The sequence below is a fragment of the Cohaesibacter marisflavi genome (assembly GCF_900115225.1).
GTDB lineage: Bacteria > Pseudomonadota > Alphaproteobacteria > Rhizobiales > Cohaesibacteraceae > Cohaesibacter > Cohaesibacter marisflavi.
The window spans coordinates 108,622-125,082 of the sequence record NZ_FOVR01000010.1 but is presented as its reverse complement, the minus strand read 5'-3'; the positions used below and the strand labels follow the sequence as shown (position 1 = coordinate 125,082).

General features: G+C 55.0%; 11 protein-coding genes. 7 read left to right on the top strand and 4 right to left on the bottom strand.

Annotated features, from left to right (window positions below; translation table 11 throughout):
- Positions 1-106 precede the first annotated feature (106 nt).
- Positions 107-1,318, top strand: coding sequence for an MFS transporter (locus BM258_RS16960; protein ID WP_210186787.1), 1,212 nt, complete (start codon positions 107-109; stop codon positions 1,316-1,318).
- 30 nt (positions 1,319-1,348) lie between these two features.
- On the opposite strand, the gene BM258_RS16955 is transcribed toward BM258_RS16960, so the two are convergent.
- The 3 genes from BM258_RS16955 to BM258_RS16945 form a co-directional block, all read right to left on the bottom strand.
- Positions 1,349-2,002 (bottom strand): class I SAM-dependent methyltransferase, encoded by a 654-nt coding sequence (locus tag BM258_RS16955; RefSeq protein WP_139229302.1) that lies wholly within the window; start codon positions 2,000-2,002, stop codon positions 1,349-1,351.
- Positions 2,003-2,145: 143 nt separating this feature from the next.
- Positions 2,146-2,466, bottom strand: a complete 321-nt coding sequence (locus BM258_RS16950; RefSeq protein ID WP_090074300.1) for a 2Fe-2S iron-sulfur cluster-binding protein — start codon at positions 2,464-2,466, stop codon at positions 2,146-2,148.
- Between the two features lie 127 nt (positions 2,467-2,593).
- Positions 2,594-2,917, bottom strand: coding sequence for an Hpt domain-containing protein (locus tag BM258_RS16945; protein WP_090074298.1), 324 nt, complete (start codon positions 2,915-2,917; stop codon positions 2,594-2,596).
- A gap of 553 nt (positions 2,918-3,470) precedes the next feature.
- On the opposite strand from BM258_RS16945, the gene BM258_RS16940 reads away from it, so the two are divergent.
- Positions 3,471-9,149 carry an apolipoprotein A-IV repeat region-like domain-containing protein gene (locus tag BM258_RS16940; protein WP_090074296.1) on the top strand — a complete coding sequence of 1,893 codons (5,679 nt, stop codon included), beginning with the start codon at positions 3,471-3,473 and terminating at the stop codon, positions 9,147-9,149.
- Between the two features lie 144 nt (positions 9,150-9,293).
- On the opposite strand, the gene BM258_RS16930 is transcribed toward BM258_RS16940, so the two are convergent.
- Positions 9,294-10,679 (bottom strand): protein phosphatase CheZ, encoded by a 1,386-nt coding sequence (locus BM258_RS16930; protein ID WP_175528130.1) that lies wholly within the window; start codon positions 10,677-10,679, stop codon positions 9,294-9,296.
- Positions 10,680-10,813: 134 nt separating this feature from the next.
- On the opposite strand from BM258_RS16930, the gene BM258_RS16925 reads away from it, so the two are divergent.
- The 5 genes from BM258_RS16925 to BM258_RS16905 all read left to right on the top strand — a co-directional run bounded on the left by BM258_RS16925 (position 10,814) and on the right by BM258_RS16905 (position 16,452).
- Positions 10,814-12,010: an MFS transporter gene (locus tag BM258_RS16925; RefSeq protein WP_090074292.1), complete on the top strand. Its 1,197-nt coding sequence runs from the start codon at positions 10,814-10,816 to the stop codon at positions 12,008-12,010.
- Between the two features lie 200 nt (positions 12,011-12,210).
- Positions 12,211-13,365 carry an ABC transporter permease gene (locus BM258_RS16920; RefSeq protein ID WP_090074290.1) on the top strand — a complete coding sequence of 385 codons (1,155 nt, stop codon included), beginning with the start codon at positions 12,211-12,213 and terminating at the stop codon, positions 13,363-13,365.
- A gap of 10 nt (positions 13,366-13,375) precedes the next feature.
- On the top strand, positions 13,376-14,188 hold the full coding sequence (locus tag BM258_RS16915; protein WP_090074289.1) for an ABC transporter ATP-binding protein: 813 nt from the start codon (positions 13,376-13,378) through the stop codon (positions 14,186-14,188).
- A 3-nt stretch (positions 14,189-14,191) separates the two neighbouring features.
- Positions 14,192-15,589 carry an MlaD family protein gene (locus tag BM258_RS16910; protein WP_090074287.1) on the top strand — a complete coding sequence of 466 codons (1,398 nt, stop codon included), beginning with the start codon at positions 14,192-14,194 and terminating at the stop codon, positions 15,587-15,589.
- A 350-nt stretch (positions 15,590-15,939) separates the two neighbouring features.
- A complete protein-coding gene (locus tag BM258_RS16905) occupies positions 15,940-16,452 on the top strand; it encodes an ABC-type transport auxiliary lipoprotein family protein (protein WP_175528128.1) in 513 nt (170 codons plus the stop codon).
- The last annotated feature ends 9 nt before the right edge of the window (positions 16,453-16,461 follow it).

Sequence of the window (16,461 nt, the reverse complement as noted above, 5' to 3'; positions counted from 1 at the left end):
AGAGCGCCAGACGAATAGGACGATCAATTTTCTTGATTTGACGGGGTTGCGGAGCGCCTGCTAGATATCAGTTCCCTTCCGAGTTCGCTTTTTCAAAGGCTCCGTCATGAAAGCTTCCGCCGTTTCAGCCCGTTCTTGGCGCACCCCGTTTGTTTTGCTCATGCTTATGGCGGCCGCAAACCAGCTCGGCTTTGCCAGCTGGAATAATCTGCTCAACAATTTCGCAATCAATGAGGTCGGCTTTACCGGACGGGAAATCGGCATCGCCCAGTCCATTCGCGAGATTCCGGGCTTTCTGGCCTTCACCGCCATCTTCGTATTGCTGATCATGCGCGAGCAGACCATGGCCTTTCTGGCTCTGGCCTTTCTCGGTGTGGGCGTGGCCATGACAGGATTTTTGCCGACCATCTATGGCCTTTATTTCTCGACCATCATCATGTCCATCGGCTTCCACTATTATGAAACGGCGAACCAGTCCCTTTCGCTGCAGTGGTTGCCCAAAGACAAAGCTCCCGCCATGATGGGACGCATCCTGGCAGTTGCAGCGACCGCACAGTTGGTGGCCTACGGCGTGATTTTTATCACCTGGAAAACGATGCATCTGTCTTACGAGACCGTCTTTCTGATCGGCGGATCGATGACGATCATCATGATTGCCGTTCTCTGGTTCCTCTTCCCACAATTTGAAGCCCCGAACCCGCAGCGCAAGAAGCTGGTCCTACGCCAGCGCTACTGGCTCTATTATGCCCTAACCTTCATGGGAGGCGCCCGCCGTCAGATCTTTACAGTTTTCGCTGGCTTCATGATGGTGGAAAAATTCGGCTATCGCGTGGATGAGATTGCAGCCCTGTTCTTCATCAACTGCCTCTTCAACATGATCTTTGCACCACAAATCGGCAAGTTCATCGGACGCTTTGGCGAGCGGCGCATGATGGGCATCGAGTATGTCGGCCTGTTCATCATCTTCACCTCTTATGCCTTCGTCTCAAGTCCATGGATGGCAGCCGCCCTCTATGTGGCAGACAATGCCTTCTTTGCCATGGCAATTGCGATGAAGACCTATTTCCAGAAGATTGCTGACCCGGCAGATATCGCCCCCACGGCAGGAGTGGCCTTTACCATCAACCATATCGCAGCCATCGTCATTCCCGCGGCTTTCGGCCTGATCTGGTTGATCAATCCAGCAGCCGTTTTCCTGCTCGGCTCCTGCATGGCAATCATTTCCTTCATCCTTTCCCGCTTCGTACCAAGACATCCGGAAGAAGGGCATGAGTGGGTTGGCAAGGCCCCTTCTGTTCCACAGCCAGCGGCCGAATAAAGGCAGAAGCTTAAGACAGAGTCAGAGCGCTCAGCGCTTACGCGCCACACCGACATGGTGGGTTCCCAGAATGCGGGTGCCCACCCCCAGGTCATAGATATCGTAGCGCTCCATTTCAAAGCCCGCCTGCTGAATGAGCACACCCGTGTCCCGGTTGAGATGACAGCCAGCCGCCATCCAGCGCCATGGCGCATTGAACCGGTCCTGAAGCCGCGCCACATGCCACTTGGGTGAACGGCCATGTTCGCAGAAGAGCAGACGTCCATGCGGACGTAAAATGCGATGCGCTTCACCCAGAGCCGCCATCACGTTTGGTATGGAGCACAGACTGTAGGTGACAACCACAGTGTCCGCCGAAGCAGACGACAAAGACATCGCTTCTGCGCTCTCCACCAGCAACTCGGCGGGCAAATCCTGTTTGGCTATGGCCTTCTCACCCAAAAGAGGCAGGCCGTCATCGGGATTGACACCAATCAGGCTACGCACGGCGCTGCGGTCATAGTGGGGCAAGTTCAAACCGGAGCCAAAGCCGATTTCCACCACATCCCCTTGTGCCATTGGAACCACCTTGGCGCGCTGACGCGTAACCACAGGCAACCCGCATACAAGATGCACGCCAATCGGCATGAAGCCTCCCAGAAGAGACCCCGCCCGTTTGCTTTTGCTGGCGCAACAGTCTGTCACCCCGCCTCCATCTCGTTAATATCGAATATATAAAACTACCAAACTCAATGTGCCCGATCCCTTCGCACGCTTCAATAAAAAAGCGAAGGCCTGCACCAGACCTTCGCTTGTCATAACGTCTTTGCCCTTAAGAGTAATACCCGTCAGGCTTGAGACTCGGGGATGCGCACCACGAGACCATCCAGTTCATCAGTCACCTTGATCTGACAGGAAAGGCGGCTCCGCTCATCGGCATCCTGAGCAAAATCCAGCATGTCCTCTTCCATGGCCCCCGGTTCGCCAGTCTTCTCGGCCCATGCCTCATCGACATAGACATGACAAGTCGCACAAGAACAGGCGCCGCCGCACTCGGCTTCAATTCCAGGAACGCCATTCTTGATGGCTGTTTCCATCACGGTCGCGCCTTCCTTGGCCTCCACGTCATACTGCGTCTCATCAAATGTAATATAAGTAATCTTCGGCATGAACTCAGCTCGCTGGTCTATTATTGGTCAGGTTCCCTGCATATAGACAATTTTGCCGCGATTACAAAGAGGGCGAATTGTATCGAAGCGTAACTCATGTGCGCATTTTTGCGCAGCCCATCCACTGTCACTCTTTTTCAAGTAACGAGGCAATCTCGAGCATCGTTCTGTCAACAGCTCCTTTTAGAACCAGAATTTCACTCGACCGGTCGCCGCATGCCTTCTCTACAGCTTCCGCCGCAGAGGCTACGCTCCAGGCACCGATGCCACGAGCCGACCCCTTTATGCTATGGGCAATCTGGCTCGCCTCTTCAGAGGCAGAAACCAAACGGGGCATTGTCTCGCTCATATGACTCACAAAAAGGGATAGAACCTGCTTCTGCAGCTCCTCATCACCCATGGTCTGCCTGGCCAGATGATCCAGATCGAGGCCGCAATTTTGTGTATCCATGCCCACTTTTCTCTCCCCTTGAGTGGCCTTCACAGGAATCAAAATATTTTCCAAAATGGTTACCACGCGTTAACCATGTTTGCCGGATTCGCAGCGACTCGCCATAAATATTTTGTGCAATTTTGCATGTCTCGACAGCACAGGAGCAAACAAAATCATAAAGATAAAAAACACAGTAAACACATATAGTTAACAGGCGAGTCCTAATCCTCTCCCTGAGACACCCCTCGACATCATGCGATTTTGGTTAACAGCTTGAGAGGACTCATGAAAAATAGTAGTTCCTTTGCCTTTCCTCTCCTTGTACGATGCGTCCCAATATGTTGGACACTCTTTTCTATCCTCCTTGCCCCCGCAGCGCATCGGTTGCGGACCTCCAAGAGCTATTGGCCCTCGGATATCTGGATGCAAGGATTCCCGGATAGGAATAGTGACGATAAGGTTTGACCCTTTAGAGGTTTGTCACTCGCAAGAGGCTAGTTCCGTCCGGTTTGGCGGGAGTACGAGTGAAAGGCCCGATGCAAGTATTGAGTAGAACAAGGCTAGAGCAGACATGGTAACGAAGTCTCCAAAGATTCAGGATCCGACAGAAGCGGCTCTGTCAGCGGTTGAAGATGCTTTGAAAATGGATTTCGACGTCTCCGAAGAGACCAATGAATCCAAGCCGAAAGACGACGCTGACACGGCCAGAGACGCCGCGGGCGATAAGGCAACAGCCAAAGGCGAAGGGCGAGGCAACAAGATCAAGCCAAGGCCAGCCAATGACGATCAGCAATCGGTCGGCCATCTGCTGCATTCCCTACAGCAGCCACCAAGCTCAGCGCCTTACATGTTTGCCTCGATCCTGTCGCTCTTCTGGGTTGCCATCGGCGGGGGCCTGTTCTTCATGGGCTTTGGCGGTGAGCAAATCGCTCAGGACGGCTTTGCATCACTGATGGATTCGCCTGCAGCTCTTGCTGCCATGGCCGGCATCTTCCTGCCGGTGATCCTGTTCTTCATGATGGCCTACATTGTTGTTCGGGCGCATGAAATGCGTCAGGTCTCCAACGCCATGACGCAGGTCGCTATGCGTCTTGTAGAGCCAGAAAATGTGGCTAAGGAATCCGTCGTCAATGTTGGTCAGGCCATTCGCCGCGAAGTGGCCTCCATGAGCGACGGCATCGAACGGGCTCTGGCCCGCGCTTCCGAGCTGGAAGTGATGGTGCATAACGAAGTATCTTCGTTGGAACGCGCCTACACTGAAAACGAGCTGCGCATTCGCTCGCTGATTGACGAACTGATCACCCAGCGCGAAGCCATCGTGACCAACTCCGAACGCGTTCGCGCCTCCATTTCCGGTGCCCATACCAGCCTCTCCGACGAGCTGAGCACCACCAGCGAGTCGATCTCCAAAAGCGTTTCCGATGCGGGTTCTCGCGTTACCCTATCTCTGGCCGAAAAAGGCGAGCAGATCACCATTGCGCTGGCCAACGCTGGCGAGACCATGGTCAATGTGCTTTCCAACCGCGGTTCCGATCTGGTGGATCGCCTCTCCACCACAGGCGCCAACGTGACCGAGTCTCTGACCGATGCCGGTCAGTCCATTACCAATCAGCTCAGCATGTCTGGCACCGACATTTCCCAGAAACTGGAAATGACCGGTAGTGACCTGACCAGCCAGCTCGCCAGCATCGGCCATGAAGTAACCGATCGCTTCATCGGCGCAGGTCAAGAACTGACCTCCACCCTCTCCCAGACTGGCGAGACGGTAACCCAGAATATCGCCGAAGTCGGCGCGGGGCTGAACACCAATCTGCAGTCCATCGGCAATGACGTAACGGCCAACCTGTCAACCACCGGCAACGCGCTCACCAGCGAGTTGAAGTCCATTGGCTCGGAAGTCACCGAGAATCTTGCCTACACCGGCAGTTCCCTGACAAGCGAGTTGAAATCCATCGGCACCGAGGTTACGACCAATCTGGCCGACACGGGCAACAGCCTCACCGGCGAGTTCAGAACCATCGGCGCGGAAGTCACCGCGAACCTCTCCACCACCGGCGGCGCCCTCAGCACCGAGCTGCGCACCATCGGTACGGAAGTCACCGAAAATCTTGCCAACACCGGCAATTCTCTCAGCAGCGAGCTGAAAACCATCGGCACCGAGGTTACCGAGAATATCGCAACCACCGGCCAGTCTTTGACGGACAATCTCAGAAGCTTCGGTTCTGAAGTTACGACGAACCTCGCCGACACCGGCGGTTCCATCACGTCCGAACTGCGCGAAATCGGCACGTCTGTCACCGGCAGCCTGACGGAAATCAGCTCCACAATGACCCTCTCTATGTCCGAGACAGGGTCCACAGTGGCCGAAAATATCCGTACGCAGGGCACAGAGATCGTGTCTGCCATCACCGAACGCTCCTCCGAAGTTTCCCAGGCCCTCAAAGGCACTGGCGATGCGCTTCTGGTGGATCTGTCGCTGCGCGGCACGGAAATCAACGAAAAGCTGGACGAGACGGGCACCAACATTGCCCAGACTATTTCCAGAACCGGCGAAACGCTCACCCAGCGCATGACGCAGACCGGAACCCATATTTCCGAAACCCTGTCAACGCAAGGCGAGCAGTTCACCATCAAGCTCGACACCACAGCAGAGCGCATTCATCAGACGGTCACCGTCAAGGGCGGCGAGCTCAACGAGCAGCTTGAAGCCCATGCCTCCAATCTGGGCTCCATGCTGGATGAACGCACAAGCAGCATGAGCATTGTGCTTGAGACCCAGTCCAAGGCTATGTCCGAAAATCTCGAAGAAGCCACGGGCAAGGCAACAGACGCGCTCAATTCCCGCTCCATGGAAGTCACCGAACGCCTCGCCATGGTCGGCACCGAGATCGCCAAGGTCATTGCCCAGCGCGGCAACAAGGTCAAAGAACTATTCGAAAGCGCCGGAGGCGAGCTCACCAACGCCCTGCAAGGTCAGAGCGAAGAGATCCGCATCGCCATGGAAGAACGCGTCAAGGCGTTCGACGATGTCATTACCGTCGGTGGCACCAATCTCGTCAGCCATCTTGGCGATCGCCTCGACAATCTCAGCCAGTCCATGGATCAGCGCATCAACTCGCTTGACCAGACCTTGTTCGCACGGGCCGGTGAAATTGAAAGCATGCTGGATAACCGCCTTGAAGGCTTCTCGGTCAGCGTTTCGGCGCGTGCTGAAGAAGTGGCCAACGCACTCACCAGCCGCACCGAAACATTCGAGCAGGAAATTGCGACACGCCTGAGCGGCTTCGAAGACAATGTCTCCAGCCTGACGATGAATTTCGCCACCAAGGCCGACACGCTCAATACCGCACTGGAAGAGCGCACCACAAGGCTCGACGAAACCCTCGATTCCCGGGCACGCAATATCAACGAAACGCTGCTTGAGCGCACCCGCGATATCGCGCAGGCCTACTCGCAAGGGCAGAATGACATCAACGAGAGCATGGACAAGCGTCTCACTCTGGTTGGCGAAACCCTGTCCCGTCAGGCACACGAGCTTACCGAAACCCTGTCGGATCGTGTTGCCGAGATCAACGTCTCCCTTGGCAGCAAGGTCTTCGAGGTTGCAGAAACTCTCGACAGCCGGTCTGCACAGATCGAGGCTATCCTCAATGATCGCCTGAATGCGATCTCCACCAACTTCGCAACCGAAAGCGCCAAGGCTCGCGACGCTCTCGCCTCCACGCTGACGACGGCAAGTGCCGAAATCACCGAGAAGACCGAGAACTTCAACGCTGTCCTCGGGTCGCGTTCGGCTGAGCTTTCCTCCATTCTGGATGAAAAAGGCAACTCCGTGGTTCAGGCTCTGGATAGCAGAAGCCAGAGCATCACTGAGACCTTCCAGAAAGCGGGTGAAAGCATCATTCACAGCCTCTCCAGCCGCGGTGGCGAAATTGCACGCGCCGTTGCTCAGGAAAGTGCCCGAGCCTCCCAGACCCTCGCCGAAACGGGCGACCATCTGGTCAGCGCCATCAACGACAACAGCTCACGCGCCACGGAAACGCTCAACGAGAGCACGAGCCGTGCCGTTCAGGCGATTACCGAAAACACTGATCGATCCGTTGGCTCTTTGACCAACAGCACCGATCGCGCAGCGCACACCATGTCCGAAAGCGCCCAGATGGCTGTTCAGACGCTCGAGGAAAGCACATCGCGCACGCAGATGGCCCTTTCCGCCAGCGCGGAAATGGCAGCCAAGGCACTCAACGAAAGCTCAAGCACGACCCTTGCAGCCTTCGAGGATACATCAAGACGCGCTGTATCGGCCCTCACCGAGAATTCCAGCGAAACCCTTGCGGCCTTTGAAAACACCTCGCGACGCACGGTTACCGCAATTACGGAAAGCTCAAGTGGCACTCTGGAAGCCCTTGAAGAAGGCTCCCGTCGTGCAGTCGAAGCCATCAGCCAAAGCTCCAACGGCACCCTTGCCGCCTTGGATGAAGGCTCACGGCGCGCTGTATCCGCGCTTTCTGAAAGCTCCCGTCAGGCGGTTGAGACCATTGGCGAGAAATCCAATGAAACCCTCACTGCCATGGACGAAAGCTCCAAGCGCACTGTGGAAGCGCTTACCATCAGCTCCGATCAGGCAAGAAGCGCATTGGAAGCCTCTTCCAGCAATCTGGTCAAGGCCATTGCCCAGAGTAGCCACGACGCTATTGTCAAGCTCGACACGTCCAACAAGCGACTGGTGGAAGCAATGCGCATAGCCTCGGACGAAGCCAGCCAGTCCATGAGCAGCACCAACGAATTGCTGCGGGCGGATGGCACAGAGATTGTCGAGCGGCTCAAGCATGCCAACGACACGCTCTCCGAGCTGCTGCTCAATGCCGGTCACAGTCTGTCGACCATCGAGACCAGCCTGTCCGATCAGACCAACCAGTTCCGCACGGTCGTGGAAACGGTGGTCAACGAAGCAGGCAACTCGACCAATCAGCTTACCGGCCATGTGCATGACCTTCGCGATGTTTCCAACAGCATCCTTGGTCAGGTGGCCTCTCTTACCGACAAGTTCGAGGAGCAGGCCTCCGCTCTGGTCAACACGACCCGCATCATGGAATCCACCAATGATCGCCTTGAAGGCTCGGTCGAGGAACGACGCGCCATGCTTGTCAGCATGACTGAAGACCTCTCCCAGCGGACAGAAGCCATCGAGAATGTGCTCAACAACTTCACCTCGATCATTGCCAGCACCCTGAGCACAGCCGAAGGCCGCGCACGGGATGTGGGCATGTTGCTCAGCCAGAGCACCGAAGGGGTTTCCAAAGAGGTCATGGACCAGCTCGAACAGCTGCGTATCAATGCAGCGTCCGAAGGGCGCCGTGCAGCGGAATCCATTCGTGCCGTGCAGCGTGAAATGAGCGAGGAAATGGCCCAGTCCATGTCCGATGCCAACACACGCTTCGAGCAAGCCACACAGGACATTCGTACCATCACGCAAGAAATCAAGCGAGACCTGGATGTCACCCGCTCCGAGCTCAAACAGGGCCTCAGCGAACTGCCAACCGAAACCCGTGAGGCAACCGGCGCCATGCGTCGTGTGGTCTCCGAGCAGATCGACGCCCTCAAGGAACTGTCCCGCGTGGTACAGCGCCATGGTAACATGTTCGATACGGTGCCCGCATCGGATCGTTCCAACCAGCAGCGCAACAATGCACCAGCAGCGAGCAACCAGCAGCGTCCGCTGCCACCTGCTCAGCAGCCAGCCAGACAGCCTGAACCACAGCCACAGCCTCAGCAGCAACCGCAGCAGACGGCAAGCAACTATGCGCCGCAGAGCTCTAGAGAAGAACCCGAAGGTCGCTCCGGCGGCTGGGTCTCAGATCTGCTGCGTCGGGCCTCCCAGCCAGAGGACAACATTCCTCAGCCGGGCGATGCCGAGGCACTGGCTCCCATTTCCAAGGATATCATCCGCGGGATTGATACCAACAACCAGTCGGAAGCATGGGAAAGCTATCGCCGCGGCGAAGGCGGAAGCTTCACACGGCGGCTCTACACTCTGAAAGGTCAGCAGACCTTTGAAGATGTGCGCATGCGCTACCAGCGTGACACAGACTTCCGCAATACGGTGAACCGCTATGTCGGCGATTTCGAGCGCATTCTGGATGACATCTCCAGAAAGGATAGAGACGGAAGCTCGACCATGAACTATCTGACCTCTGATACCGGCAAGATCTACACCATGCTTGCCCATGCCAGTGGCCGGTTGGGATAGCAGGATCAAGCAAGAGGAACCAATCCTCTTGCCTCTCTCCCTCCCGCAGATAGATTTTCAGACACAAAAAAAGGGTGCCAGCACGGCACCCTTTTTCATGACATATATAACGGAGGCAACGCCTTGCTGGGCTGTCAGGAACGGTCAGCTGAACTGAGCTACACGATCTCGCAGATCAAGAAGTTCTTCTTCTTCCTCTTCGGAAGAAGCCAGCTCTTCATTCAAAGCCTTGTCAAAGATATCAGCAGAAGCAAAAATATCCGGCTCGCCGTCTTCGGCTGCGGGCATGGCTTCGGCTTCATCCTGTGCGGTTACATCAGTATCAGCGGAGGCCTCTACGGACGGCTCTTCTGCATCAGTTGAAGCAAAGATATCGGCTTCCTGATCTTCAACACTCGTAGCAGCCTCAGGCTCAACAGCCTCCATATCATCGGCAGCATCGGTATCAACGTCTGCTTCAGCCGCCCAATCAAGATCCTGCATATCCATGACGTCGGCATCAACAGTGTCAACATCAACCACTTCATCAACTACGTCTGCCGCTTCATCGGCAGCCCATTCGGCCATTTCGTCCGAAGGCATTTCCGCTGAGCTACCTTCATCTGTCTCATCACCTTCAGACGCCGTTGCAAACAGCGCGTCGGCTGCATCCTGGCTCATCTCGGCAGAAAGATCGCTCTCTTCCTCAATAGCTTCGTTTGATGAGGCTTCATCAGAACCTGCCGTATCGAACAGGGCGTCGACATCGCTCTGGTCAGACTGTGCGTTATTGTCAAACAACGCATCAACATCATTCTGGTCGGCTTCTTCATAAAGATCCGGAGCACTGAACAGATCATCAACGTCGTCTTGTCCAACCCCCTCGCCTTCAAGGGCGGGGCCATTGAGCAGATGGGCATCGGGACGTTTGTCATGGCGTCGGTGATCATGCTGATCCACTTCCACACCCTCGGCTTCGAAGCCCCAGATATCAATCATGGAATTGATGCGGCTTTCGACATAGCGCATGGCATCCACAATTTTTCTGATCCGCTGGCCGGTCAGATCCTGGAAGGAGCACGCCATATAAATGTTGGTTGCTTCCATATCCAGTTCATCGCACTTGTCGCTGTCAGCGCCCATTTCGCGCAACGTCCAAGCGAATTCCTGAATTTTTTCAGCAGCACCCAGAATATCTCCGGTTGCACTTTCTGTTTGAGAAACAATGGCATCAAGCTCAACCGTTGCGCGCTCGAAGCGCTCGGAACCCTGATTGTCTTCATGTTTGATTTGAGCGATTTCCGTTTTGGTGCGTTCAATGGCATTGGCCATATCCGTCAGATCCATGCGAACCTGATGCATCAGCGAGGACGGAGCTCTTTCTCGTACGACCGTTTTTTCCAGTTTATCGATCGCGGTCAATAGAGTATCAGTATCTGCATTCCGATTTCTACGGGCATATTCCGCCAGGAACCAGCGACCTCTCGCAGTTTCCATCACGGCGGCTTCGATCGCCAGATAGTCCTCTTGTCGCAGTGGTGTAGGTGGCATTGGTTTGCTGCTCATGGTTCAGACCAAGTTCCTATCATTATTGGCGCGAATCACGCTCGGTATACGCATTCTCACTGCCTGATGCTACAGGCCAAATCTTAACGCAATTTTACTTTTCAGCAGGCAAATCCGCGATGCACCCCCCAATTCAGCAAAAATACGCGCTGCGCATGTCGCTTTTTTATGCCGGGTTTTTCTTTCCTTTTGGTATTTACGTACCCTTTTTCGGGATCTGGCTGAAGAGTCTGGCCTTTAGTCCAGAGGAGATCGGGTTGGTATTAACCATACCCATGATTGCACGCGTGGTTTTTACGCCCCTTATGGCGGCAATATCGGACAAAATCGGCGACCGGCGGCTGGCTCTGCGCATCTATTGCAGCTTTTATGGCCTGACCTTTGTCTTGATTATGCTTAACGACAGCCTGATCTGGATCGCGTTAGTTATGGCATTATCACATATCGCCCAAAGTGCCATCATCCCCGTGGGAGACTCTCTGGCGCTGGCTGGTACACGCCGCTTCGGGCTTGATTATGGGCGCATGCGCAGTTCGGGCACCCTCGCCTTTCTGGCAGCCAATCTCGCAGGCGGCCTTTTCATGGAGCATTTTGGCGCCAACAAGCTGATCTGGTTGCTGGTTATCGGCAATATGCTGCATATCATCTTCTCGGTTTCCCTACCCATAGATCCCCGTCGGATCGACAACAAGGCGCTCGCGAAAGGCACGCGGCTGGATTGGGCCCAATTGAAGCAATTCGGGCAAGGCTGCTTCTGGATCATCCTCGTGTCGGCCTCCCTCCTTCAGGCATCGCACAGCATGCTCTATTCTTTTTCTGCGATCTACTGGACCAAGATCGGCGTCTCGGCCAACATGACAGGCCTTTTGTGGTCCATGGCCTCCGTCTCCGAAATCATTCTGTTTCGCTATTCCAAGAAGATATCCGCCATATTCGACTGGCGAGCACTGCTGAAGATTGCAGCCCTGATTGCGATTGTCCGCTGGGCCACCTTCCCTCTGGAGCTGCCAACATACGGTTATCTACTGCTACAGGTGCTCCATGCGGGAAGCTTTGGCTGTGCACATCTGGGCGCCATGTTCTTCATCAATGAAACCGTCGACGACGAACTTTCAGGCACAGCACAGGGGCTCTATACCATGCTCACGGGCCTTCTATCAGCCATCGCAACGACCGCCTCGGGATTCCTTTATGCCGAATTTGAAGGTGCCGCATTCCTGACCATGAGCCTCATTGCCCTTCTGGCTTTGAGCCTGTTGATGCTGAGCAGGTGGGTTCCACTCACTCATATAAGGGTCAATGGCGCCAGCAAATAGTCTCCCTCAGAGAGGACACCACAATTTACCCTCTGCAAAGGCATGAATTTCCTGTATAAAAGACAGGGAATCTGGCATGCCTCGGGTAGCACGATATCCGGATCGCGTATGATTTTATCGATTCTTTTTAAGGCCAGCCCTATAGTCTGGCTGGTCGATGATTTTGAAGCAGCACAAAAGCTAGTAAGGCAAACTGTTATATGGCTCCACAGGGATCAGACTTAGCCGCCTCGGGGCAGCCCCCCGTTTTGGAGGCCGACGGCACGTCTGCGTCCGGCGTGCTGCTTGTCTCTGGCAGTTGGACCATAGAAACCCTGAAAGATGCCGACAGTCAGGTTGATCAGACCCTTAAAGAGACCCCTTCCGTCAAACAGCTAGACCTTTCAGGTCTGACTTCTCTGGACACCTCAGGCGCTTGGGTCATCATTCGCCTGCTGCGCGGACTGGGCCTTGAGCTTTCCAGCGCAACACCGATCAATCCGGATCATGTGTCGCTGTTTGAAGCGGTGGCGGAGACCAACCTGACCGCACCAACGACCCAAAAGAACCTGAATTTCTTTATCGCCCTGTTTCAGAAAACCGGAGAAGATGTCGTTGAAATCTACAAGGACATCAAGATTCTCGCCTATTTGGCAGGAGAAATCGTCTCCTGCCTGCTCAAAGGGCTCATTCACCCACGCAGCCTGCGCATTACCTCCATTGTCCATCATATGGAGCATACAGGGCTGAAGGCAGTTCCGATCGTTGCCATGATGTCTTTTCTGGTCGGCGCCATTGTCGCCCAGCAAGGCGCTTTCCAGCTGCGCAAATTCGGCGCGGAGCCCTTTGTCATCGATCTGGTCGGCATTCTCGTCTTACGTGAAGTAGGCATTCTGCTAACGGCGATTCTGGTGGCCGGGCGCTCGGGCAGCGCTTTCACTGCCGAAATCGGCTCAATGAAAATGCGCGAGGAAATCGATGCCATGCGCGTCATGGGCCTCAATATCATCGAAGTCCTTATCGCGCCGCGCGTCATTGCGCTGATCATCGCCCTGCCCCTACTGGGCCTTGTGGCCAATCTGGCCGGTCTGGTCGGAGGAGGCGTTCTGCTCTGGGCTTATTCGGATATTTCCCTATCCACCTATATAACGTGGTTGCGCGATGCCGTGGCGATCAACACGTTCCTCGTTGGGGTGATTAAAGCGCCCTTCATGGCCCTGATCATTGCGCTCATCTCATGCAGCGAAGGGCTGCAGGTGGGTGGCAGCGCAGAGAGCCTTGGCAGAAGAACAACGGCCGCTGTGGTGAAATCCATTTTTCTGATGGTGCTGGTCGATGGCCTCTTTGCCATTTTCTTCGCCGCAATCGGGTTTTAGGGAGCGCAGCATGACAGCCACACCTCAAACACCGCAAAACACGGCATCCTCAGAAACCGGCGCGCGCGCCATCCTGTCCGTAAAAGGTCTGACGGTTGGCTTTTCCTCTCGCCTTGTGCTGGAAAATCTGGATCTGGATGTCCAACGCGGCGAGATTCTGGGCATCGTTGGCGCTTCGGGCACAGGCAAGAGCGTGTTGCTGCGCAGCGTCCTGGGGCTTGTACAGCGCCAGTCCGGCCAATTCATCATGTTCGGACACAATACCGAGAAACTGTCGCGCCAAGAGCGGCTGGCCATCGAACGCCGACTGGGGGTTCTCTTCCAGCATGGAGCGCTCTTCTCCTCGCTTTCGGTGTTGCAGAATATTCAGGTGCCCATGCGTGAATATTACACGCTGCCTCAACGCCTCATGGACGAGCTGGCCATTTCCAAGCTTGAGCTTGTGGGGCTCTCCCCGGATGCGGCCCACAAATTCCCGTCTGAACTTTCAGGAGGCATGATCAAACGCGCCGCACTAGCTCGGGCGCTGGCGCTTGACCCTCAGCTTCTGTTCCTTGACGAACCAACCTCCGGCCTTGATCCGATCAGCGCCGAAGAGTTCGATGATTTGATTTCCACCCTTCGAGACACTTTGGGTCTCACCGTTTTTATGGTAACCCATGATTTGGATAGCCTCAGCCAAGCCTGTGATCGCATCGCGGTGCTGGCCGAGCGCCGCGTTCTGGCCATAGGAAATATGAACGATCTGCAGAAAAACCCGCATCCCTGGATCAAAAGCTATTTCACGGGCAAGCGTGCCATCAGACAATGGGACAAGAACTGAGACATGGAAACAAAAGCCAATTATGTGGCCATAGGCCTGTTCACATTGCTTCTGACGGCGGTCGGCTTCGGCTTCATCTACTGGATTGCCAGATATGATGAAACCCGCCCGACGACAGAGGTTATTGTGCGCTTTGAAGGCTCTGTTGCCGGCCTTATTCGCGGTGGCGCAGTGATGTTCAACGGCATCAAAGTGGGCGAAGTCGCAAAGCTCGAATATGATCCGGACAACCCCAAATATGTCAAAGCAGATCTTCTGGTTGATGCCGGCATTCCGCTCAAAGAAGACAGTGATGTCAGCCTCTCCTTTCAAGGGCTTACAGGGGTAGGCACCGTCGAAATCAAGGGCGGCAGCCCGGATCTGCCCGATCTTCTTGATCAGCCAGGCACCCCTGAAATGATCGCCCAGAGCTCGTCTTTTGAAGATCTTATGAATGGCGCACGCCAGCTCATGTCCCGCGCTGACAAGGTGCTCTCAAAAATCGAGACAGTGGTTGATACCAATCAGGACGGGATCAACAAAACGGTCCAGAATATCGAGAGCTTTACAACGGCGCTCAACAACAATTCCGGCAATATCGAGACCTTCCTGGCTGATGCGTCTGACGCCGCCAAGGGGCTCACATCGCTATCGGGGAAATTGGAAGGCCTTAGCGAAAGAGCAGACACCCTGCTTGCTGCCGTCGACCCCGAGAGCATCAAGACGAGTATCGCCAATGTCGAGACAATCAGCGAAAATCTCGTTGGCACATCCAACCGCTTCGACTCAATTGTCGCTGATGCCTCCGAAGCGGCCAAAGGCATCAATGATTTTTCGTCCAACCTGAACACGTCTCTGGGCAAGGTCGACCGTCTGGTTGAAAGTGTGGACCCGGAAACAATTTCTTCTGCGGTCGCATCCCTGCAGAATTTTGCAACCACGCTGGATGAGTCCTCAGGCGATATCAATGTCATTCTGACCAATGCCAAACAGGCCTCAGGCGATATCAGCAGCTTTTCCTCCTCCCTCACCGCCCGCACCGATGATTTCAACGCCATCGTGACAGACGCACAGCAACTTGCTGCCCGCCTCAACAAGGCCTCGGAACGGATCGACGGCATTCTGGGCAAGGTCGACGGCATTCTTTCCGATGAAGATGGCGGCAAGGGTGTGATCGAGGAAGTGACGCTCGCAGCACGCTCCATTCGCAGTGTTGCAGACAAGTTCAACAGCCGGGCAGATGAAATCTCGGACGGCCTTGCGCGCTTCTCAGGCAGTGGCCTGCGCAATGTCGAAGCCATGGTTTCAGAAGCAAGACGAACCATCAAACGCGTTGAAGGCGCTGTAAACAAACTGGAGAAGGATCCTTCCAGCGTGATATTCGGCGGCAACAAGGTGAAAACCTTCGACCAACGCTACTAATTGTCGGTTGCTCACCAACCGATCAAAATCATGAGTCGATGTCATTGAAACAAAACATGATTGCCAAATGACATTGACTTGCTCAGTTACACCGGGCCCTTGTGGAAACGAGGCGCCAACCGCAAACTTTGACAGTATGGACTGCGCTCAAAAGCGCGCATTTCCTCCAAAATAGGTCCAGTTCTGGAAAAAACGGTTGGCAGTTGCTATTTCTACGGTAAGGTAAGCCCATATTTGTTTATTGCCGAGGTACACCCTTGTTTTCTGCGACCCGATTTGTGCGCGCCCTTTCGTTTGTTTGCCTCGCCCTCTGGCTTGCTTCCTGCTCTGTAGTAGGCGGGGGCAAAGAGTTGACGACCTATGACCTGAGCGCGCCAGCAAGCTTTGACAATTTGCGTGGTCGCAGCAATGCGCAGCTTTTGATCTCAGTCCCCACAGCGCTCAAATCGCTTGATAGCGAGATGATCGTTGTGCGCCCCGATAATGCCGAAATTACCTATTTTGGTGACGCACAATGGAGCGACAGCCTGCCCAATGTCCTTCAGGACAAGCTGATCCAGACTTTCGAGAATTCCGGCCGCATGCGCTCCGTGGTCAAGCCGGGTGATGGCGTTGTGGTTGACTATAAACTCGCAACATCCATCCGTAGCTTTGAGCTGAATGACGCGAACCGGCCTGTAGCCAAAATCGCGCTTTCGGTGAAGATCATCAATGATCGCAATGGCCGCGTGGTCTCTTCACGCCTGTTTAAAGCCTCCGCACCGGCCGGTTCGGCGACACCGGCTAAGGGCGTTGCTGCGCTTGACAGCGCCCTTGAAAGCGTACTGAACGAGATTCTCGTCTGGACCCTCAAGACGATTTAATCCAAAGCA